At 68.4% G+C, this 20,064-nt stretch carries 18 protein-coding genes; 5 read left to right on the forward strand and 13 right to left on the reverse strand.

All coding sequences use genetic code 11. The annotated features are described in order from the left end of the window. Positions 1-64: 64 nt before the first annotated feature. The 13 genes from mdcH to pilG all read right to left on the reverse strand — a co-directional run bounded on the left by mdcH (position 65) and on the right by pilG (position 16,161). Positions 65-985 (reverse strand): malonate decarboxylase subunit epsilon, encoded by a 921-nt coding sequence (gene mdcH, locus ACIP0B_RS11085; protein ID WP_400831868.1) that lies wholly within the window; start codon positions 983-985, stop codon positions 65-67. After that, positions 982-1,605: a malonate decarboxylase holo-ACP synthase gene (locus ACIP0B_RS11090; protein ID WP_400831870.1), complete on the reverse strand. Its 624-nt coding sequence runs from the start codon at positions 1,603-1,605 to the stop codon at positions 982-984. The genes mdcH and ACIP0B_RS11090 overlap by 4 nt, the downstream gene beginning before the upstream one ends. After that, positions 1,602-2,387: a biotin-independent malonate decarboxylase subunit gamma gene (gene mdcE, locus ACIP0B_RS11095; RefSeq protein ID WP_400831871.1), complete on the reverse strand. Its 786-nt coding sequence runs from the start codon at positions 2,385-2,387 to the stop codon at positions 1,602-1,604. The genes ACIP0B_RS11090 and mdcE overlap by 4 nt, the downstream gene beginning before the upstream one ends. Next, the gene (locus tag ACIP0B_RS11100; RefSeq protein ID WP_400831873.1) at positions 2,384-3,235 is read right to left on the reverse strand and encodes a biotin-independent malonate decarboxylase subunit beta; all 852 of its coding nucleotides are present in this window, start codon (positions 3,233-3,235) and stop codon (positions 2,384-2,386) included. Before ACIP0B_RS11100 ends, mdcE begins: the two co-directional genes overlap by 4 nt. After that, positions 3,228-3,527: a malonate decarboxylase subunit delta gene (locus ACIP0B_RS11105; RefSeq protein ID WP_400831875.1), complete on the reverse strand. Its 300-nt coding sequence runs from the start codon at positions 3,525-3,527 to the stop codon at positions 3,228-3,230. The genes ACIP0B_RS11100 and ACIP0B_RS11105 overlap by 8 nt, the downstream gene beginning before the upstream one ends. Next, positions 3,527-4,399 (reverse strand): triphosphoribosyl-dephospho-CoA synthase, encoded by an 873-nt coding sequence (locus ACIP0B_RS11110; protein ID WP_400831876.1) that lies wholly within the window; start codon positions 4,397-4,399, stop codon positions 3,527-3,529. Before ACIP0B_RS11110 ends, ACIP0B_RS11105 begins: the two co-directional genes overlap by 1 nt. Beyond that, the gene (gene mdcA / locus ACIP0B_RS11115; protein WP_400831877.1) at positions 4,399-6,069 is read right to left on the reverse strand and encodes a malonate decarboxylase subunit alpha; all 1,671 of its coding nucleotides are present in this window, start codon (positions 6,067-6,069) and stop codon (positions 4,399-4,401) included. Before mdcA ends, ACIP0B_RS11110 begins: the two co-directional genes overlap by 1 nt. A gap of 111 nt (positions 6,070-6,180) precedes the next feature. Beyond that, positions 6,181-6,651 carry a chemotaxis protein CheW gene (locus tag ACIP0B_RS11120; RefSeq protein WP_400831879.1) on the reverse strand — a complete coding sequence of 157 codons (471 nt, stop codon included), beginning with the start codon at positions 6,649-6,651 and terminating at the stop codon, positions 6,181-6,183. Next, positions 6,644-12,556: an Hpt domain-containing protein gene (locus ACIP0B_RS11125; RefSeq protein WP_400831881.1), complete on the reverse strand. Its 5,913-nt coding sequence runs from the start codon at positions 12,554-12,556 to the stop codon at positions 6,644-6,646. Before ACIP0B_RS11125 ends, ACIP0B_RS11120 begins: the two co-directional genes overlap by 8 nt. A gap of 20 nt (positions 12,557-12,576) precedes the next feature. Beyond that, on the reverse strand, positions 12,577-14,637 hold the full coding sequence (locus tag ACIP0B_RS11130) for a methyl-accepting chemotaxis protein (protein WP_400831882.1): 2,061 nt from the start codon (positions 14,635-14,637) through the stop codon (positions 12,577-12,579). Between the two features lie 143 nt (positions 14,638-14,780). After that, the gene (locus tag ACIP0B_RS11135) at positions 14,781-15,320 is read right to left on the reverse strand and encodes a chemotaxis protein CheW (protein WP_400831884.1); all 540 of its coding nucleotides are present in this window, start codon (positions 15,318-15,320) and stop codon (positions 14,781-14,783) included. Between the two features lie 10 nt (positions 15,321-15,330). Beyond that, positions 15,331-15,696, reverse strand: coding sequence for a twitching motility response regulator PilH (gene pilH / locus ACIP0B_RS11140; RefSeq protein ID WP_003229091.1), 366 nt, complete (start codon positions 15,694-15,696; stop codon positions 15,331-15,333). A 60-nt stretch (positions 15,697-15,756) separates the two neighbouring features. Next, positions 15,757-16,161, reverse strand: coding sequence for a twitching motility response regulator PilG (gene pilG / locus ACIP0B_RS11145; RefSeq protein WP_400831886.1), 405 nt, complete (start codon positions 16,159-16,161; stop codon positions 15,757-15,759). A gap of 227 nt (positions 16,162-16,388) precedes the next feature. On the opposite strand from pilG, the gene gshB reads away from it, so the two are divergent. From gshB to pyrR, 5 genes are all read left to right on the forward strand, one after another. Further along, positions 16,389-17,339: a glutathione synthase gene (gene gshB, locus ACIP0B_RS11150; RefSeq protein ID WP_400831888.1), complete on the forward strand. Its 951-nt coding sequence runs from the start codon at positions 16,389-16,391 to the stop codon at positions 17,337-17,339. 107 nt (positions 17,340-17,446) lie between these two features. Next, positions 17,447-18,346 (forward strand): energy transducer TonB, encoded by a 900-nt coding sequence (locus tag ACIP0B_RS11155; protein ID WP_400831890.1) that lies wholly within the window; start codon positions 17,447-17,449, stop codon positions 18,344-18,346. 111 nt (positions 18,347-18,457) lie between these two features. After that, the gene (locus tag ACIP0B_RS11160; protein WP_400831891.1) at positions 18,458-19,030 is read left to right on the forward strand and encodes a YqgE/AlgH family protein; all 573 of its coding nucleotides are present in this window, start codon (positions 18,458-18,460) and stop codon (positions 19,028-19,030) included. After that, positions 19,030-19,467 (forward strand): Holliday junction resolvase RuvX, encoded by a 438-nt coding sequence (gene ruvX / locus ACIP0B_RS11165; protein WP_400831892.1) that lies wholly within the window; start codon positions 19,030-19,032, stop codon positions 19,465-19,467. Before ACIP0B_RS11160 ends, ruvX begins: the two co-directional genes overlap by 1 nt. An 81-nt stretch (positions 19,468-19,548) precedes the next feature. Further along, positions 19,549-20,052 carry a bifunctional pyr operon transcriptional regulator/uracil phosphoribosyltransferase PyrR gene (gene pyrR, locus ACIP0B_RS11170; protein ID WP_400831894.1) on the forward strand — a complete coding sequence of 168 codons (504 nt, stop codon included), beginning with the start codon at positions 19,549-19,551 and terminating at the stop codon, positions 20,050-20,052. Positions 20,053-20,064: the final 12 nt, after the last annotated feature.

Genomic DNA, 20,064 nt, shown 5'->3' on the forward strand with positions numbered 1-20,064 from the left:
TCGCAGTCCTCAAGTTGCATCGTCGGATGTTGTTTTTGTTGTTCGAAGCCTGAAGTCGGGTGGTCTAGGGTCGGCGGCCCTCCTCCTCACGCAGCAGCGCCTGCAGGGTGTCGGGCCGGGCGCCGTCGAAGGCGATCACCGTGCCTTGCCCGAACACCCGGCGCGCCAGCCCGGTCAGCACCGCGCCGGGCGGCAGTTCGATCTGCAGCCGCACGCCGCGCTCATAGGCGCCTTGCACGGTGCCGCGCCAGTCCACCACACGGCACATGTTGAAGGCCAGGTCGTCACGCAACGCTTCGGGCCTGGTGAGCGGACGCGCACGGCTGCCGCTCAGGTAAGCGATCTTGGGCGCCTGCACCGGCACGGCGGCGAACGCGTCGGCCAGCACCTGCGCGGGCCCCTCCAGCAGCGGGCAGTGCGACGGCACGCTCACCGCCAGGCGCTTCGCCAGGCCCGCCCCCCGGCGGCGCGCCAGCTCCGCCACCGCGTGCATCGCGGGATCGCTGCCGGCGATCACCACCTGGCTGTCGGCGTTGATGTTGGCCAGGTAGACCGGGGCTTCGCCGCTGTGCACCTGCGCGACCAAGGCTTCCACGGCCTCCGGTTGCAGGCCGGTGATGGCGGTCATGCCGTAGCCCTGCGGATAGGCCTGCTGCATCAGTTCGCCGCGCAGGCTGACCAGGCGCAGCGCATCGCCGAAGCTCAACGCCTGGGCCACCACCGCCGCCGGGTAGGCGCCGATGGACAGGCCGGCGACATAATCCACCTGCGCGCCGTCCTGCAACAGCTGCCGGGACGCCGCCACGCCGGCGATCAGCAGGCAGAGCTGAACCGCCCGCGTCGTGCGCAGGGCCTGCGGCGAATCCAGCAACGTGACGTCTTCGCCCAGCGCGTCGCTGGCCTCGGCCAGCGTTTGCCGAGGCAACGGCCGGAGCATGCCCGGCTGCTGCGCGCCCTGGCCCGGGAACACCAGCAGGCTGCTCACGCCGCCTGCTCCTGCAGGTTCCATGGATCGCTGACCAGACACGCCCGCTGCGCACCCTTGAGCAGCACCCGGGCCGAGGCGCCCGCCCACTCGCGCAGGGCGACCGCCCCGGACGGCGTCTGCAACTGCATGTCGACCCGGCAGGCCGCACGCTCAAGCAGCGCCAGCAACTGACGCGCCTGATGACGGGGCAGCCGTTGCGGCGTGCGCAGGATCAGGTCGAGGTCGCTGCCGGCGTGCATCGCGGCAAACCCGCTCGCCAGTTCGAACCCGGCGCTGCCGCTGACGCCCCAGACCCAGCCGCCGTCGTCGAGCAGCGGCCGAAGCTGCCTGAGCGCCCGCATCGCCGGCAGGTCACGGGGGCTGTCGACGTGGCACAGCGCCTCCGGGCTGACCCGGCGCACAACCGACCCGACTGCCATGAACGCCGCCCAACGCTGCTCCCGCGCCGCACCGCGCAGGCCGACAGCGACCTGGCCGGAGGCGCCCTCTGCGCGCCGCACCACCACCGGTTGCCCGGCGCGCAGCGACTCGACCGCCCACAGCGGCGCTCCCTCCGGCAACTGCGCCGGGGTCATGCCCCAGAGCAGATCGTGGGGCAGCGGCCAGGGCAGGCTCACCACTGCGCCCTCAACAGCTCGCGCACCCGGCTCGACGCGGCGCGGTTGGCCGCCCCGAGGCGCCCGCCCAGGCCCGCCGACGACACATCGGCGATGGCCTGCCGCAGGCACTCGGTCACCCGCGCCAGATCCTCCGCCGTCGGCTGCTCGGTCTGCGCCACCGACAGGGTTTCCCACAGCAGGCCCAGGCTGGCGTAGCTGTCGATGTCGTAGGCCATCGGCGGCACGCTGGACGCCAGCGCCTCCAGTTCCTCGACGCTGCGCAAGGTCACGCGCGCCGCCGACGCCTTGCCCATCGCGTGCACCATCACCCCCGGATCGCGCAGGGCGATCAGGCGGTTGGCCTGATAACCGTGGGCCAGGAACGCCCCGGACATGGCCTTGCCCACCAGCAGCGCGATCACCGGATGCCCGGCCAGGCGTGCACGGGCATAGCTGTCCGCCGCCCCGGCCAGCGCCTGATGGATGCCGAGGGCCTCTTCGCGACGGCCGTAGGCCTGGCTCGGCACATCGACGATGGCGATCAAGGCCCGTTTGTGCGCCCGGTCGCGGTCGGCCACGATGGCGTCGTCCACGGCCTTGGCCAGGCCCCAGCCTTCCAGCAGGCCGACCTCGCCCTGGCGGGCACGGGGAAAACGGTTGTCCGGATCGGCCACCACCGCCAGCAGACGCCCCAGCGCAACGTCCGCCACCCGCAGCGACGGCGGCAGGCCTTCGAGCGCCGGCGCACCGCCGCTCAACGCGTTGAACCAGGTCAGGCCCCGCAGGGATACTCCGCTCATGAGCGCTCTCCTTGATACAGGTCGCGAACCACCGAGGGTTCGATCTGCGCCTCGGCGTCCAGGCTCGCCAGGCGCCGCAAAAACCACTCGGCGCGCCGGCTGCGCGGTTGCGCCGGCAGGCCCTGATGCAGCAGGTCGGCAACCTGCCCGCGAATCTGCGCCACGTCATCGGCCACGTAGCGGTCCGCCAGCCCGCTGGCGAAACGCTGCTCGCCGCCGGTCAGGCTCCAGATGAACGGCCGGTCCCGCGAGTCGTACTCCGCGATGCCGGCTTCCTGCTCGATCACCTGCGGCCCGTTCAGGCCCAACCGGGCTTCCTGGGTCACCAGCAGGTAGCTGCACAGGCCGGCGGCGATCGACATGCCGCCGAAGCAGCCGACGCTGCCGGCCACTACGCCGACCACCGGCTGAAACTGCTGCAGATCGACTATCGCCGCGTGGATGTCGGCAATCGCCGCCAGCCCCAGGTTGGCCTCCTGCAGGCGCACGCCGCCGGTCTCCAGCAGCAGGACGGCGCGGGTCGGGATGCCGTTGCGGTTGTCTTCGGCGGCCAGCTCCAGCGCGCCGGCGATCTTCGCCCCGCCGACCTCGCCGAGGCTGCCGCCCTGGAACGCGCCTTCGATGGCGGCGACGACCACCGGCAGGCCGTCGAGGCTGCCCTTGGCGATCACTACGCCGTCGTCGGCCTGGGGGACGACGCCCTGGCGCTCCAGCCACGGCGACATGACGCGCTGGAACGGGTCGAGCAGTTCGCGGAAGGTGCCGACGTCGAGCAAGGCCTTCGCCCGTTGCCGCGCACCGAGTTCGACGAAGCTGTGCTTGTTCAGCAGCGTTGCGCTGTCAGTCATGGCCGATCTCCTCGAAGCCTTGTTCCAGACGCAGGCGCACCACGCCGGGGGTGGCGCCGAAGTCGTGGATCTCGATGTTCATGGCCGGCGGCACGCTGCCGTCGAACATCCGCGCGAACAGATGCCGCCAGCGCTGCCCGCTGCCGTTGACCGAGGTCTGCACGTTGATCGACAGCGTGCCGGCCAGGCCCGGTTCGATCAGCACCTCCAGATCGCCGGAGCCGACGCAGCCCACCAAGGCACGTCCGCGCGGCGGCTGACCGGCGGGGAATTCAAACGATAGGGTTTCCATCAATACGCTCCCTGAAGGATGCCGCCGTGACCGATCCGGTCGAGCAGCAAGGTGGCGGCGAGCAGGTCGGCGGCGCCGCCGGGCGAGGCATTCAATGCGATGAGTTGCCGGTCCAGCGCGTGCAGATGGCGGCGGCCGGCCAGGCTGGCGCTGCCGCCGCCGTCGAGCACGGCCTGGGCCCCGCGCTGCATGGCGTGCAGGCCGGTCTCCCCGGCGCGGTACAGCACGCAGGTGTCGGCCAGGCCGGTCATGATCGCCAGCAAGGCGTCGAGCCTGGCGTTCTGCTCGCCGTGGCCGGCGGCGCGGCTGCGTTCGAGCTGCGGCAGGCCGCGCCCGGTGACCGCCGGAAAGCCCAGTTGCGCTTCTTCGCGGGCACCGCGGGCGCCGTAGCGCAGGGCGACCTGGGCGCCATGGCTCAACGAACGCGGCGCATATCGGTCATCCAGCAACGCCAGGCGCGCGGCGCGCAGGGCGACCGCACCGGCACCATTGGATTCGGGCGCCAGCGCTGCGGCCGTCACCAACAGGCCCAAGGCCCAGATCGCGCCGCGGTGGGTGTTAACGCCGCCGGTGGTCGCCAGCATCGCCTGTTCGCCTTCACGGCCGATGCGGCCGACGGTTTCGCGCAACGCCAGGTCGATCGTTCCGGCCTCGACAGCGGCTTCGGCCATTTCCCTGAAGGCCGGCCACAGCGCCAGCGCCGAGGCGTGCATCAGCCCCAGGTGCAGATCGGTGTGGGCGCCGTTGCCGCGACGGTCGACCAGGGCCGGTTTCGGCGACAGGTCGGCCTCGTCGATCAGCGCGTCCACCGCCAGGTCCGCCAGGCGCTCGGCCAGGCTGACGGGTTTCGCTTGCGGATTGAGTGCGTGCATTACCAGCTCCTGAACTTGGCGGGCGGGTTGTAGAGGCCGCCGGACCACTCGACCAGATCGGCCACGCTCTTGGCCGCCAGCAGCTCGCGGGTGGCGTCGGTGCGGCGGATGCCGAGGTCTTCGGGCAGGGCCACGAGGCCTTTGCGGCGCAGGCGCTCGGTGTCTTTCGGGTCATGGCGCAGGCCGATGGCGGTGACCCCGGCCACCGCCGCGATCATCGCCCGGCGCTCGTCCAGCGAACGGGCCTTGTACAGGTAGGCGATGCCTTCTTCGGTGAGCAGGTGGGTGACGTCGTCGCCGTAGATCATGACCGGCGCCAGCGGCATGCCGCTCTTCTTCGCCACGTCCACGGCGTCGAGGGTCTCGACGAAGGTCGGCTTGCCGCCCTCCTGGAACGTCTCGACCATCTGCACCACCAGTTTCTTGCCCCGTTCGAGCATCGGCTGCGCCGAATCGGTGTGGCGCATGTCCAGCCAGGCCGGGGTGCCGTGACGGCGGCCGCGGGGGTCGTGGCCCATGTTCGGCGCACCGCCGAAACCGGCCAGGCGCCCGCGGGTGACGGTGGAGGAATGGCCGTCGCCGTCGACCTGCAGCGTGGCGCCGATGAACAGGTCCACCGCGTATTGCCCCGCCAGTTGGCTGAACATCCGGTTGGAGCGCAGCGAGCCGTCGCGGCCGGTGAAGAACACGTCCGGGCGGGCGGCGATGTACTGCTCCATCCCAAGTTCGGTGCCGAAGCAATGCACGCTCTCGACCCAGCCGCTTTCGATGGCCGGAATCAGGGTCGGGTGCGGGTTGAGCGTCCAGTTGCGGCAGATCTTGCCCTTCAGGCCCAGGGACTCGCCGTAGGTCGGCAGGATCAGCTCGATGGCGGCGGTGTTGAAGCCGATGCCGTGGTTGAGCGACTGCACGTTGTGCCTTTCGTAGATGCCGCGGATCGCCATCATCGCCATCAGCACGTGCACCGGCTTGATGTGCCGGGGGTCGCGGGTGAACAGCGGCTCGATGTAGAACGGCTTGTCCGCCACCACCACGAAGTCCACCCACGAGGCGGGAATGTCGACGCGGGGCAGTTCGCTGACGTCGTCCACCAACTGGTTGACCTGGACGATGACGATGCCGTCGCTGAACGCCGCCGGCTCGATCAGCGCCGGGGTGTCCTCGGTGCTGGGGCCGGTGTAGATGTTGCCGGCGCGGTCGGCCATGAAGCCGGCCGAGAGCACCACGTTGGGCGTCAGGTCTACCACCAGCCGCGCATAGAGTTCGATGTAGGTGTGGATCGCGCCGATCTCCAGCAGGCCGTCTTCCAGCAGCTGGCTGATGCGCAGGCTCTGGGTGCCGGCGAAGGAGAAGTCCAGCTTGCGGGCGATGCCGCGCTCGAACAGGTCCAGGTGCTCGGAGCGGCCGACGCTGGGCATGATCATGTGCAGGTCGTGCAGCTTCGACGGGTCGGCCTTGGCCAGGGCCCGGGACAGGAAGTCCGCCTGCTTCTGGTTGTTGCCCTCCAGCACCACTCGGTCGCCGGGCAGGATCAGCGCTTCGAGCGCCGCGACGATCCGGTCGGTCGGCAGCACCGCACCGTCGGCCAGGCCGCGCACCCGGTCGAGGCGGCGCCGCTTCTCGTCACGCCGCCGCGTCCAGCGCGGGTCGGGGGTCATTGTTGTTGTCATGCTCACTCCACGGGGTTCGCTGTCGTGGAGCCCACCTTAGGAGCGGGCGGAGGGAGCATCAATCAAGCAGCGCGGCGAACCGTTACGGTCAGCGTAACGATGGAGACCGGGTCAATCGGTGAGCCCGGCCTCCACCAGCAGTTTCTCCAGCGCCAGCAGATCCGGCACTTTCGCCACCTGGTCGCCCACCTGCACCGCCGCCTGCTCCAGCGCACACAACGGCACATCCACGTAACTCAACTGACTGTCGAGCTTGCAGGAGCGCGGAATCCCCTGCACCAGCAACGCCATGAACCTCAGCTGCGGTGTCCCGCCCAGGGCATTGAGAATGACGATCCGCGCCCGTTCGCCGATGACGGTCTTCTGCCCGCAGGCCGACTCGAAGCTGAGCAGCGGGATCTGCCGCTCGCGCCAGGTCACCCGGCCCAGGTACCACGGCGGCGTGTCGAGGTCGAAGGCGCCGGCCTGGTAGTCGATCAGCTCGGCCACCGCCACGTTCGGCAGGATCAGGTTGCGGTCGGCCAGCGGCAGCAGCAGCCCGGTGAGCTGGCTGGTGCGTGGGTTGTGACGCCGCTCATGCATGTCGCTTGCTCCATTGGGCGATGCTGTCGAGCAGCACGGATTCCTGGTACGGCTTGCCGAGGTACTCGTTGACGCCGATGGCCATGGCGCGGTCGCGGTGTTTCTGCCCGGTGCGCGAGGTGATCATGATGATCGGCAGGTGCTGCAGGCGTTCGTCGCTGCGCACCCGGGTCGCCACCTCGAAGCCGTCCATGCGCGGCATTTCGATGTCCAGCAGCATGACGTCGGGCAGGTGCTCCTCCAGCAGCAGCATCGCGTCGACCCCGTCCTTGGCGGTGAGCACGTTCATGCCGTGGCGCTCCAGCAGGCGGCTGGTGACCTTGCGCACGGTGACCGAGTCGTCCACCACCAGCACCAGCACCGGCCTGTGCGGCTCGTGGTCGATCTCCGGCTGGGCCGGCTGCTGCGGCAGGCGGGCCTGCATCGCGCGGATCGGCGCCAGCAGGTCGAGGATCAGCACCACCCGGCCATCGCCGAGGATGGTCGCCCCGGACACCCCCTGCACCGCAGCGAACTGCGGCCCGAGGCTCTTGACCACGATCTCGCGGGTGCCGGCCATGGCGTCCACCTGCACCGCGACGTGCCGCTCGTTGCACTGCACCAGCAGCACCGGCACCGGCAGGCTCTGGCCCAGCAGCTTGGGCCGCGGGGCGGTCTTGAGCAGCTCGCCGAGGTAGCACAGCTCGTAGCGCCGGCCGGCGTACTCGTACACCGGCGGATCGAGCCGGAAGCGGCTTTCCAGCTCGTTCGGCAACACCCGCACCATGCCGTCGATGGTGTTCAGCGGTATCGCGTACTGATCGTCGCCGCACTGCACCATCAGCGCCCGGTTGACCGACACCGTGAACGGCAGGCGAATGCGGAAATGCACGCCCTGCCCCGGCACCGAATCGATGCTCATGGTGCCGCCCAGCTGGCGCACCTCTTCGTGCACCACGTCCATGCCGACGCCGCGCCCGGAGATCTGGGTGATTTTCTCGGCGGTGGAGAACCCCGGCTGAAGGATGAACTGCAGCACGTCGCGGTCGCTGATCTCGGCGTCCGGCGCCAGCAGGCCGCGCTTGACCGCCTTGCGCCGCACCGCGTCCAGCGGCACCCCGGCGCCGTCGTCGCGGATGTCGAAGACGATGTCGCCGCCCTCGCGGGACAGGTCGAGGGTGATCTGCCCCTGGGCCGGCTTGCCCGCCGCCAGCCGCACGTCGGCGGGCTCCAGGCCATGGTCGACGGCGTTGCGCAGCATGTGCTCCAGCGGCGCCGCCATGCGTTCCAGCACATTGCGGTCCATTTCGCCTTCGGCGTTGCCGACGCTGAAGGCCACGTCCTTGTTCAGTTCCTCGGCGACCTGGCGGACGATGCGCTTGAGGCGCGGCAGCATCCGCTCGAACGGCACCATGCGCGTGCGCATCAGGCCTTCCTGCAGTTCGGAGTTGATCCGGCCTTGCTGCTGCAGCAGGTTTTCCGCGTCACGGGTGCGCCGGTCGAGGGTTTCCTTCAGGTCCAGCAGGTCCGAGGCGGACTCGAACAGCGCCCGGGACAGCTGCTGCAACTGGGAATGGCGATCCATTTCCAGCGGGTCGAACTCTTCGTAGCCCAGGCGTTCGTTGTCCACCTGCTGGCGGCTGAGGATGCGACCCTGGGTCTCGGTGTCGAGGCGGCGCAACTGGTCGCGCATCCGTTCGATGGTGGTCTCCATCTCGTTGAGCGCCACCTGCGCATCGCTGACCTGCTGCTCGATCCGTCCCCGGACGATCGAGGTTTCGCCGGCCAGGTTGACCAGGTCGTCGAGCAGTTCGGCCGACACCTTGACCATGTCCGCGCCGCTGTCGGCGGCCGGTGCGGCGGGCTCGGCCTTCACAGGCACGATCGGCACCGGGGCCGGCGCCTGCGGCGCCGCCGGGTGGCTGAAATCGCGGATCGCGCCGATCAGCCGGTCCGCCGGCGGGCACGGCTGCCCGGCACGCACCGCGTCGAGCATCTGGGCCAGGCGGTCGTGGCTGCGCTGCACCAGCGCGAACAGCTCGGCCCCCGGCTGCAACGTGCCGGCGGACAGGCGTTCGTAGAGGTTCTCCAACTCATGGGCCAGGTCGCCGATGGGGCCGATCTCCACCATCCGCGCGCCCCCCTTGAGGGTATGCAGGTCCCGCAGCAGGGTTTCGACTTCCTGGCGGTTGCCGGGCTCGGCCTGCCAACGGGTCAGGGCCGCGCCGGAGTTTTCGACGATGTCGAAGCCTTCCTCGAGGAACACCTCCAGCAATTCCGGATCATGCGCCGCGCCCTCGTGCCCGGCGTCCGCCGCCGGCACCGGCACCGGCACCGGCGCAGCAGGCTCGCCCTGGCGGAACCGGCGCAGCGCGTCGGTCAAGTCCTGCACCGGGCTCGGCGTCTGATGGCTGCGCAGTTGATCGAGCTGCCGGGCCAACCGCTCGTGGCATTGACGCAGCAGATTCCCCAGGGCATCGCTGTGGCTGTGGCGGCGGTCCGCCAGCCCCTGGTACACGGTCTCCAGTTCCTGGGCCAGGTCGCCGACCGCATCGACTTCGGCCATCCGCGCGCCGCCCTTGAGGGTGTGCAGGTCCCGTTGCAGCGACGGCAGCGGCGCGCCGTTGGAAGGATCCGCCAGCCAGCGGCGCAAGGCCTGCCCGGCGCTGTCGAGGATGTCCACCGCCTCTTCGAGAAAGATCTCGACGATCTCGTCGTCCGGCCCGATGCCGGCGGCGGCCTTCTGCAGTTCGGCGGTGGCGCTGCCGAGCTCGCGGATGTTCAGGGTACGGCTGCCGTCGCTGCGGATCAGGCCCATGGACGCGGGATCCAGGCCCTGGTCGAGCAGGTCGTGAAGGGCGCGGATGCGCTGGGGCTGCGGGGTGATTTCCTGGCCGGCGGCCAGTTCGTCGAGCATGTTGATCAGCGCTTCGTGGGCGTGCTGGGCCTGCTCGAAGAACGCCTCGCTGACCGCCAGGCTGCTTTCCTCGACGGCGCCGTACAGGTCGAGCAAGGCTTCGCACAGCACGTCCACCGGCAGCAGGTCGGCCAGGTGCGCGGCCTCGCCCAGGGTGGTCAGCTCGTCCAGCAGCGCGCTCAGTTCCTGGCGTTCGCCGGGGTGCTGCTGCCAGCGCTGCAAGAGGTTTTCGGCGTCGAGCAGGATGTCCATGCCCTGGGCCAGGAAGTCGTTGATCAGCTGCGGGTCGCGCTTGACCCGCAAGCCGCCGCTCGGCGCATCGTGGATCGACGCCAGCCGTTCGGCCAGCAAGGTTTCGGTGCGTTTGACCAACGATTGCGCACCGACGATCGGCGCCAGCGGATCGTGGCCGAGCTGACGCAGGCCGATGCGCAACAGCCCCTCGGCCTCCAGCAGCAGTTCCACTTCGTCCAGGTCCAGCGCCAACTGGTGGGCCTTGAGTTCCCGGGCCATCTGATCCAGCGGCGCCGCCAGCTCGGCGATCGGCAGCACGCCGGCCATCGAGGCGCTGCCCTTGAGGGTGTGCAGCGCCCGCTGCAGCTCGTCGCTGGCCGGCAGCGGCACATGCTCGGCGGCCTGGTCGAGGAAGCGGTTGAGGCTGGCCAGATGGGTTTCGGCTTCGTTGCGGAAAATTTCCAGCAACAGCGGATCCGGCGCCGCGGTGTCCGGCGCCTGCGCGACGGACTGCGGCGCATCGCCCCTGGCCAGCGCATGGGCCCGGGCCGCCAGGCGGTCGACATCGTTGCGCTGGCGCTGGGCGTTGGCGGCGAACTCGGTGATCAGTTCCGGCAGCAGCGGCTGACAGTCCGCCAGCACCTGGCGCACCGCAGGCCCCGGCTCGACGCTGTGCTCCAGCACGCGGTTGAGCAGGTTCTCGACGGCCCAGGCCAATTCGCCGAGGATCAGCGCCCGCACCATCCGGCCGCTGCCCTTCAGGGTGTGGAAGGCCCGGCGCAGTTCGCCCAGGGCGGCGCGGTCCTGGGGGTCGGCCGACCAGCGCGGCAGGTACTCGCCCAGCACCTCGAGCACTTCATCGGTCTCTTCGAGGAACACTTCGCGCAGCTCGTCGTCCACCGGTTCCTCGCCGGCCGGCGGCGGCAACAGGCTTCCGGGCGTGATCTGCGCCGGCGGGTTGACCGCCGACACCGGGCTGGCCAGCACGTCGGCCAGCGACTGGACGATGCCGGGATCATCCAGCGCCTGCAGGTCCTGCATCACCAGCGCTTCGCCGGGGCTGAGCACATCGTCCAGCAGCGGCACATGCTGTTCGCTGGGGAAATAGCCGAGCTTGGCGAGGCTGTTCTGCGCGACTTCCAGCAACGGCTCGCTAGGGGCCTGCGGGTCGTCGCCCAGGCGTTCGAGGTAATACTCAAGGCTGGCGATGACATCGGCCAGGCTGTCCAGCTGCTGCCAGCCGGGCTCGTGCGGGTCGAGCAGCAGGCGCTCGCGGATGAACCCGTTGCAGGCCTCGACCAGGCTCGCCGCGCGGCTGAGCGGGATCATCGCCAGCGCACCGCGCACCTGGGTCAGCAGTTCCGGCAACGGCTGCAGCGGCTGGCGGTCCCAGTCGGCCTCGATGTAATCGACGATCATGTCCTTGGCCTGCTGCAGGCAGATGCGCGCTTCCTTGATCACGATCTGGTGGATCTGCGACAGGTCGGTGGTCGGCAGGCCGCCGTCGTCCGGGCCCTGCGGCTCGACCGTGCCGACCATGCCGGCCAGGGTCGCCTCGACGTACAGCAGGGCGCCCGCGACGTCCATCAGCGTGGCGTCGTTCGGCTCGCGCTGCCCTTGGGCCAGGCCGAGCACCACCGCCAACTGGTCGATGATCACCTTGCGCGGCTGGCCGAAGCCGAGCACCGCCAGGGTGTCGGCGATCTGCCGCAGCGGCGCCAGCAGGCTGTCCAGGTCCGAGACGTGCTGACGGTCGCTGCGCACGAACAGGTCGAGGCGCTCCTTGACCCGCACCAGCTCCTCGCACAGCGCCACGAGCACCGAACGCATGGCATCGCGGTCGGGGCCGGCCAGGCGCGCGCGCTCTTCGTCGACCATCGCGCTGTCGGGCAACGCGTCGTCCAGGGAATAGCGGTCTTTCATGGTCAGCATCTGCCCGGTGGGATGTTCGGCTTTGGCGATGTAAAACAGCAGGCTCTTGAGCAGTTCCGGCGCCGGCGGCTGGTTCAGGCCCGGCATGCCCTGCTCGAGCAGGCGCTTGAGTTCCTGGTCGGCGTCCTTGAACAGGCTGCGCAGCGCCGGGCTGTTGGCGATCCGCCCCTCGCGCATGCCCTCCACCAACGCCGAGGCGACCTGCCACAACGGGCTGAGCGGCGCATCGCCGCTCAACGCCTCCAGGCGCAGGAAGACCTTGGCGAGGTAGCCCAGGTGCGTCTGGTCATCCTGCTCGCGCAGCAGCCCGACCAACGCCATCTGCAGCATCTGGCGCAGCTTGCGCAGCACATTGGGCAGATCCGCCGGCGCGAGCCGTTCCAGGGTTTCGTCGTCCAACGGCGCGATGTCGGGCAACTGCGGACTGAACAGGCTGGTCTCCGACAGCAGGCTCTCGCCCCTGGCGCTGCGCAGGTCGTTGATCAGCGGCAGCACCACCAGCGGCAGGTCGCGCCGGGCGCCCTGCACACGGTCGAGGTAGAGCGGCAACTGGCCGATGGCCTGCAGCAGCAGGTGCAGGGCTTCTTCGCGGTGGCCGACGCGGCCCTGGCGCAAGGCTTCGACCAGACGCTCCATCTCTTCGGCCAGCAGCGCGGCGCCGTAGAACTCGATCATCTGCAGGCCGCCGTGCACCTGATGGATGCAGGCCAGGCACTCGTCCAGCCCGGAGGCGGAGGACGGTTCGTCGAGCACCGTTTCGATGGCCTGGTGCGCCTGTCTCAGCGTTTCGGCGATCTCGCCCTTGACCCACTCCAGGGCCACATAGTCGTGCCGGTCGCCCATAGTCACCCCGTCCGCCGGCCTCACGCCTTGTCCGTGGCCGGCGCCGGTGTCGCCGGCAGGGTGAACCCGGACACCGAACGGCGCAGCTGGCTGGCCATTTTCGCCAGGTTGCCGATGCTGTCGGCGGTGGCCGTGGAGCCGGACGAGGTCTGCGAGGTGATCTGCTTGATCACGTTCATCGTCAGGGAAATCTGCCCGGCCGAGGAGGTCTGCTGCTGCGCCGCGTTGGAAATGCTCTGGATCAGCGCGGCGAGGGTCTTGGACACGCCTTCGATCTCTTCCAGGGCCACCCCGGCGTCCTGCGCCAGGCGTGCGCCGCGCACCACTTCGGTGGTGGTCTGCTCCATGGAGATGACCGCTTCGTTGGTGTCGGCCTGGATCGCCCGCACGAGCGTCTCGATCTGCCGGGTGGCGGCGGAGGAGCGCTCGGCCAGGCGCTGCACTTCATCGGCGACCACGGCGAAGCCGCGCCCGGCATCGCCGGCCATCGACGCCTGGATCGCGGCGTTGAGCGCCAGGATGTTGGTCTGGTCGGCAATGTCGTCGATCAGGCTGACGATGTCGCCGATCTCCTGGGACGACTCGCCCAGGCGCTTGATCCGCTTGGCGGTGTCCTGGATCTGCTCGCGGATGTTGTCCATGCCGTGGATGGTGTTGTGCACCACCTCGTTGCCCTTGTTGGCGATGTCCACCGAGCGCTCGGCCACCGCCGACGACTCGGCCGCGTTGGCCGACACCTGGTCGATGGACTGGGCCATGTCGCTGATCGCGTTGGAGGCTTCGGCGATCTGCTGGGCCTGATGCTCCGAGGCCTGGGCCAGGTGGATCGCGGTGGCCTGGGTTTCCTGCACCGCCGCGGCGACCTGGCCGGCGGTGAGGTTGATGGTCGCCACCAGGTCGCGCAACTGGTCGACGGAATAGTTGATCGAGTCGGCGATGGTGCCGGTGAAGTCCTCGGTCACCGACGCGGTCACCGTGAGGTCGCCGTCGGCCAGGTCTTCGATCTCGTCGAGCAGGCGCATGATCGCGTTCTGGTTGCGCTCGTTCTTTTCGGCGGTCTCGCGCAGCTGGCGGTTGGTCTCGCGCACCATGACCATGCCGATCAGGATGATCGAGGCCAGCGCCAAAAGGCCCAGCACGTAGCCGCCGATGGTGTCGGTGCTGCGCCCGCCGGCCAGGTTCTCGAAGCGGCTGGCCAGGTGCGAGGCTTCGTCGAGCAGGGTCTGCGACAGGCTGAAGATGTTGGTGGCCGACTCGCGCACCTTGAACAGCTCCGGCGACGTTTCGAGGATCTCGTCCACGGAGCCGGAGACGAACTGGAACAGCTCGGCGATTTCGCCCAGCCGCGCCCGGGCGTCGCGGTCCTCGACCTGGCTGATCTTCAGCGAAGGGTTGCCCTGGAGCATGCCGCTGAGCACCTGGCCGAACCGGGTGGCGTCGCGGCCGAAGGCATCGGCGGCCTGCTGCGAGTTCTCGTCGCCCGACAGCACGGTGTTGACCGCCCCCAGGATCCGCTCGGCCAGCAGCGACTGGCGCTGGGCCATGGCCACCTGCCCCGCCGGGGCGCCGCGCTGGAGCAGGATCTCCACGACCTTTTCGTACTCGATCTGCAGTTGCGGCACGGTTTCGGCCAGGGTCGCGGCCACCTGATGCAGGGACAGCACGGTCTGTTCGCTGGAGAGGATGGCGTCGGTGTTCTTCAGCAGGCGTTCCCAGTCCAGCTGCACGGCGCGCATCTCCGGGCGCACGGTGGACGGCGCGGGCGGCAGGCCGGTGGCGGCGTCACCCTTTTTCAGGTAGCCCCAGCGCTGGGCGAAATCGTTGCGCGCATCGCTGAGCAGCTTGAACGCGGCGGCCTTGCCGGCGGCGGCTTCGGTGGCGTTCTTGGCGATGCGCTGGGACAGCACCCGCAGTTCGCCGGCGTGGCCGATGTACTGCTTGTCGTAGTTGGCCTGGGTGTTGAGGTACGCGAAGTTGGCGAACAGCAGCATGATGAACACGATCAGCGCGATGAACAGCACGATGATCTGCGAGCGGCTGCGCGTGCCTTCTGCGGGCATGCCTGGTTTTGCTTTTGTCATCGGTCCTCGCCTGTCTGAAGCCCACCGAAGCCCCTGTGGGAGCGAGCCTGCCCGCGATTGATCGGTAACGCGGCGTGCCCGGCACACCGCGGCGGCTGAATCGCGAGCAGGCCCGCTCCCACATGGACTCTCTGTTGTTGCGGCTATATTGCGACGTTCATGAAACCCGGGGACTGCGCCAGCGCAAACAGGCTGAACACCCGCCAGTCCTGTTCGCGCCGGAAGTGCCCCTTGAGAAACCCGGCCTTCGCGCCCTGCCGCTCACTGATCGGCAACGGCTCGAAACTGTCCTGCTCGAAATGCTGCAGGCCGAAGACCTCATCGACCATCAGCCCGGCGAACACGTCCTGGTGCTCCACCACCAGCACCCGCCGCTGCTTGCGCAGCGGCGACAGCTCATGGCCGAAAAAGCCGCACAGGTCCATGACCGGCAACAGCCGTCCGCGCAGGTTGGCGACGCCCTTGACCCAGGGCTTGACCCCCGGCAGTTGGGTGAAGCGCGGTTCGGGGAGCACTTCGCTGATTTCGCCCATGGGCGTCACGTACCAGTGTTCGCCCAGGCGAAAGCCGATGCCGCTCCACAGGTTCCGGCCGGCCGGCTGCGACGGCAGCTGCGCCGCCAGCGACCGGCAGCGCTGATCCATCTGCCACAGCAGCTCGAACGCGGTCAGCGACCCGCTCATGGCCGCGCGCTCAACCGGCCAGCACGTTGTTCAGGGTCTTGATCAGCGTGTCTTCTTCGACCGGTTTGGTCAGGTAATCCTTCGCGCCCTGGCGGGTGCCCCAGACCTTGTCCGTTTCCTGGTCCTTGGTGGTGATGATGATCACCGGGATGTGGCTGGTCTCGGCATCCTTGGTCAACTGGCGGGTGGCCTGGAAACCGTTGAGGCCGGGCATGACGATGTCCATCAGCACCGCGTCGGGCTTTTCCTGGCGGGCCAGGGCCACGCCGTCGGCGCCGTTTTCGGCCTTGAGCACTTCATGGCCGTGCTTCTCCAGCATGCCGGTCAGTTTGTACATTTCGGTCGGCGAATCATCGACGATCAGGATACGAGCCATGGTCTTCCCCATTTTTCTTGTCGACGCCCGGCCCGCTGGCCGGGCGTCCTTGTGCGTGTCTCACTGCGACAGGACGGCGGCAAAGCCCGGCACATGGGCCGCTATCGCGTCGAGCAGCTCTTCCTTGCTGAACGGTTTGGTCAGGAACTGATCGGAACCGACGATCCGCCCCTTGGCCTTGTCGAACAGCCCGTCCCTGGACGACAGCATGATCACCGGCGTCGCCTTGAACGCGCTGTTGTTCTTGATTAAAGCGCAGGTCTGATAACCATCCAGACGCGGCATCATGATGTCCACGAACACGATGTCCGGGTGGTGGTCGGCGATCTTCGCCAGCGCGTCGAAACCGTCGATCGCCGTGATGACTTCGCAACCTGCGTTCTTCAACAGTGTCTCGGCGGTGCGGCGAATCGTTTTCGAGTCGTCGATCACCATGACCTTCAAGGCGCTGGACTGCTGTTCCATAAGGGGGCTCTACCGTCGCCTTTGCGAATCAATTTGTCCGTTCTGCGATGACTGTCGGCTGGAAACCCTTACCGTTCAAGGGCCAGCTCGGTATGGCAGCCTTTTTAGCACAGTCTCCTGATCCAATCTATCGACGGGTTTTTCCTTGACCGCAAACCCGCCCGGAGCCACTCTGACGCCACTTTTTCCGTACCGGTCCGGTAGCCAATTTTCGAGGAAACACCCCCATGAGCGTTCGCGTCGGGATTGTGATGGACCCCATCGCCAGCATCTCCTATAAAAAGGATAGCTCGCTGGCCATGCTGCTGGCCGCGCAGAAGCGCGGCTGGGAACTGTTCTACATGGAGCAGCGCGACCTGTACCAGGCCGAAGGCCTGGCCCGGGCGAAGATGAAGCCGCTGAAGGTGTTCGCCGACCCGCAGAAGTGGTTCGAGCTGGGCGAGGAGCAGGATTCGCTCCTCAGCGACCTGAACGTGATCCTGATGCGCAAGGATCCGCCGTTCGACATGGAGTTCGTGTACTCCACCTACCTGCTCGAACAGGCCGAAAGCGCCGGCGTGCTGGTGGTCAACAAGCCGCAGAGCCTGCGCGACTGCAACGAGAAGCTGTTCGCCACGCTGTTCCCGCAGTGCACGCCGCCGACCGTGGTCAGCCGCCGCGCCGACGTGCTGCGCGAGTTCGCCGCCCAGCATGGCGACGTGATCCTCAAGCCGCTGGACGGCATGGGCGGCACCTCGATCTTCCGCCATCGCGCGGGCGACCCGAACCTGTCGGTGATCCTGGAGACCCTGACCGCCCTCGGCACCCAGCAGATCATGGGCCAGGCGTACCTGCCGGCCATCAAGGACGGCGACAAGCGCATCCTGATGATCGACGGCGAGCCGGTGGACTACTGCCTGGCGCGGATCCCGGCCCAGGGCGAGACCCGCGGCAACCTGGCGGCCGGCGGCCGCGGCGAAGCCCGCCCGCTGACCGACAAGGATCGCTGGATCGCCGCCCAGGTCGGCCCGACCCTGCGCGCCAAGGGCCTGCTGTTCGTCGGCCTGGACGTGATCGGCGAGCACCTGACCGAAATCAACGTCACCAGCCCGACCTGCATCCGCGAAATCGACAACGCCTTCGGCACCGACATCGGCGGCCTGCTGATGGAGGCCATCTGGAAAAAGCTGCAAGCTTGATGTGCGTCACATGCAGCCTGTCGCTTGATGCTTGAAGCCCAAGGCGTACAACCAACATTGCGTTATCATGCGCGGCCTGTGAAAAACGCGATGTTGGTTTCCTTGTCATGACGCTTCCGTCCGATCTGCCCGCAGAACTCGCCCATTCCGGCGTGCGCCCGGTCGATCGCCTCGGTTTTACCCTCTTTCTCGCGGCGCTGATCCACTTGGCGCTGCTGCTCGGCGTGGGCTTCACCATGGTCGAGCCCAAGCAGATCAGCAAGACCCTGGAAATCACCCTCGCCACGTTCAAGAGCGAGAAGAAGCCCGCCAAGGCGGACTTCCTCGCCCAAGAGAACCAGGAAGGCAGCGGCACGCTGGACAAGAAGGCGATCCCGAAGACCACCGAGGTCGCGCCGTTCCAGGACAACCAGGTCAAGAAAGTCACCCCGCCCCCCGCCGCCAAGGCAGAAGTGAAGGAAGCGGCGCCCAAGGCCGCCGTGACCACGGTGGCGCCGAAGCCGCAAAAGGCGCCGACCAAGAAGGAAGAGACCAAGACCGAGACCCGCCCGGCGGTCGATGCGCCGACGTTCGACAGCTCGCAGCTGTCCAGCGACATCGCCAGCCTTGAGGCGGAACTGGCCCAGGAGCAGCAGCTGTACGCCAAGCGTCCGCGGATCCACCGCCTGAGCGCCGCCTCGACCATGCGCGACAAGGGCGCCTGGTACAAGGACGAATGGCGCAAGAAGGTCGAGCGCATCGGCAACCTCAACTACCCCGACGAGGCGCGGCGCCAGCAGATCTACGGCAACCTGCGGCTGATGGTGTCGATCAACCGCGACGGCTCGCTGTATGAAGTGATGGTGCTGGAGTCCTCCGGCCAGCCGCTGCTGGACCAGGCCGCCCAGCGCATCGTCCGGCTGGCGGCGCCGTTTGCGCCGTTCACCGGCGACCTGTCGGACATCGACCGGCTGGAAATCATCCGCACCTGGAAATTCGCCCGGGGCGACCGGCTGTCCAGCAACTGACGGGACGCCTTCGCAGGCTTGCCCGCGAAGGCGTCGTCCAGGACACCGCGGGGTGCACTTGTCAGCATCCCCGGCTTGTCAGTTCGCCCCTTGACCGCCACACTAGCGCACATGAAAAACGTCAGCCCCAGCTACCTCAAGCATCAATTCCTGATCGCCATGCCGCACATGGCCGACCCCAACTTTGCCCACACCTTGACCTACATCGTCGAGCACACGGCCAATGGCGCCATGGGGCTGGTGGTGAACCGACCGCAGGAACTGAACCTGGCCGACATCCTCGAGCAACTGCGCCCGGACATCGACCCGCCGGCGCGCTGCCAGCACGTGCCGATCTACATCGGCGGACCGGTGCAGACCGACCGCGGCTTCGTCCTGCACCCGGCGGGCCAGACCTTCCAGGCCACCGTCGAGCTGGACGGCCACCTGGCGCTGTCCACGTCCCAGGACGTGCTGTTCGCCATCGCCGACGGCGTCGGCCCGGAAAAGAGCCTGATCACCCTCGGCTACGCCGGCTGGGAGGCCGGCCAACTGGAGGCCGAACTGGCCGACAACGCCTGGCTGACCTGCCCGTACGACGCCGACGTCCTGTTCAACACCCGCAGCGACCTGCGCCTGGAGGCCGCCGCCAAGCACCTGGGCATCAACCTGAGCCTTTTGACCAGCCAGGCGGGGCACGCCTGATGGCCCTGCGCCTTATCCTTGGCTTCGACTACGGCACCCGTTCGATCGGCGTGGCGGTCGGCCAGGCCGTCACCGGCCAGGCCCGCGAGCTGTGCACCCTGAGGGCGCAGAACGGGGTGCCCGACTGGAACCAGGTCGAGGCCCTGATCAAGGAATGGCAACCCGACGCCGTGGTGGTCGGCCTGCCGCTGAACATGGACGGCACGCCGAGCGAGATGTGCGAGCGCGCCGAGAAGTTCGGCCGACGCCTCAACGGCCGCTACAACCTGCCCTTCTATACCCACGACGAACGCCTGACCACCTTCGAGGCCAAGGGCGAGCGGATGGCCCGTGGCGGGCAGAAGGGCAGCTACCGCGACAACCCGGTGGACGCCATCGCCGCCGCCCTGCTGCTGCAGGGCTGGCTCGACGAAAACGCCGCTTTACTTGAATCCTGACAAGCGCTTCGGCGCTTTTCTTTTGGTTACGACCCGGGCCGCCGCCCACACGCGCCGGCCCGCCCCCGAGAAGGAGCAACCATGAGCCTGCCCAATCCCGCCGATCTGATCAGCCAGATGGCGACCCGCCTCAAGGCGCACCTGGACGCGCGCGGCATCAGCGAGCCGCGCTTCATCGGCATCCGCACCGGCGGCGTCTGGGTCGCCCAGGCCCTGCTCGAGGAACTGGGCAGCGATGCGCCGCTCGGCACCCTGGACGTCTCCTTCTACCGCGACGACTTCAGCCAGAACGGCCTGCACCCCCAGGTGCGCCCCTCGGCCCTGCCCTTCGAGATCGAAGGCCAGCACCTGGTGCTGATCGACGACGTGCTGATGAGCGGGCGCACCATCCGCGCCGCCATGAACGAACTGTTCGACTACGGCCGTCCGGCCAGCGTGACCCTGGTCTGCCTGCTGGACCTGGACGCCGGCGAGCTGCCGATCCGCCCGAACGTGGTCGGCGCCACGCTGAAGCTGGCCGCCCACGAGCGGGTCAAGCTGTCCGGCCCCGAGCTGAACCTCGAACTGCAAGACCTTGCCTTTTAATCCGCCCTATTG

Origin of the sequence: Pseudomonas sp. NPDC089534 (assembly GCF_044749305.1) — a bacterium.
Classification (GTDB): Bacteria; Pseudomonadota; Gammaproteobacteria; order Pseudomonadales; family Pseudomonadaceae; genus Aquipseudomonas; species Aquipseudomonas ekonensis.

What these genes read in the sequence shown, in the direction of transcription:
- ACIP0B_RS11105 (WP_400831875.1), bottom strand. Translation starts at nt 3,527, where the DNA reads ATGGAAACCCTATCGTTTGAATTCCCCGCCGGTCAGCCGCCGCGCGGA.
- ACIP0B_RS11130 (WP_400831882.1), bottom strand. Translation starts at nt 14,637, where the DNA reads ATGACAAAAGCAAAACCAGGCATGCCCGCAGAAGGCACGCGCAGCCGC.
- mdcE (WP_400831871.1), bottom strand. Translation starts at nt 2,387, where the DNA reads ATGAGCGGAGTATCCCTGCGGGGCCTGACCTGGTTCAACGCGTTGAGC.
- ACIP0B_RS11155 (WP_400831890.1), top strand. Translation starts at nt 17,447, where the DNA reads ATGACGCTTCCGTCCGATCTGCCCGCAGAACTCGCCCATTCCGGCGTG.
- ACIP0B_RS11100 (WP_400831873.1), bottom strand. Translation starts at nt 3,235, where the DNA reads ATGACTGACAGCGCAACGCTGCTGAACAAGCACAGCTTCGTCGAACTC.
- ACIP0B_RS11160 (WP_400831891.1), top strand. Translation starts at nt 18,458, where the DNA reads ATGAAAAACGTCAGCCCCAGCTACCTCAAGCATCAATTCCTGATCGCC.
- ruvX (WP_400831892.1), top strand. Translation starts at nt 19,030, where the DNA reads ATGGCCCTGCGCCTTATCCTTGGCTTCGACTACGGCACCCGTTCGATC.
- ACIP0B_RS11135 (WP_400831884.1), bottom strand. Translation starts at nt 15,320, where the DNA reads ATGAGCGGGTCGCTGACCGCGTTCGAGCTGCTGTGGCAGATGGATCAG.
- ACIP0B_RS11120 (WP_400831879.1), bottom strand. Translation starts at nt 6,651, where the DNA reads ATGCATGAGCGGCGTCACAACCCACGCACCAGCCAGCTCACCGGGCTG.
- ACIP0B_RS11125 (WP_400831881.1), bottom strand. Translation starts at nt 12,556, where the DNA reads ATGGGCGACCGGCACGACTATGTGGCCCTGGAGTGGGTCAAGGGCGAG.
- gshB (WP_400831888.1), top strand. Translation starts at nt 16,389, where the DNA reads ATGAGCGTTCGCGTCGGGATTGTGATGGACCCCATCGCCAGCATCTCC.
- pilG (WP_400831886.1), bottom strand. Translation starts at nt 16,161, where the DNA reads ATGGAACAGCAGTCCAGCGCCTTGAAGGTCATGGTGATCGACGACTCG.
- ACIP0B_RS11110 (WP_400831876.1), bottom strand. Translation starts at nt 4,399, where the DNA reads ATGCACGCACTCAATCCGCAAGCGAAACCCGTCAGCCTGGCCGAGCGC.
- pyrR (WP_400831894.1), top strand. Translation starts at nt 19,549, where the DNA reads ATGAGCCTGCCCAATCCCGCCGATCTGATCAGCCAGATGGCGACCCGC.
- pilH (WP_003229091.1), bottom strand. Translation starts at nt 15,696, where the DNA reads ATGGCTCGTATCCTGATCGTCGATGATTCGCCGACCGAAATGTACAAA.
- mdcA (WP_400831877.1), bottom strand. Translation starts at nt 6,069, where the DNA reads ATGACAACAACAATGACCCCCGACCCGCGCTGGACGCGGCGGCGTGAC.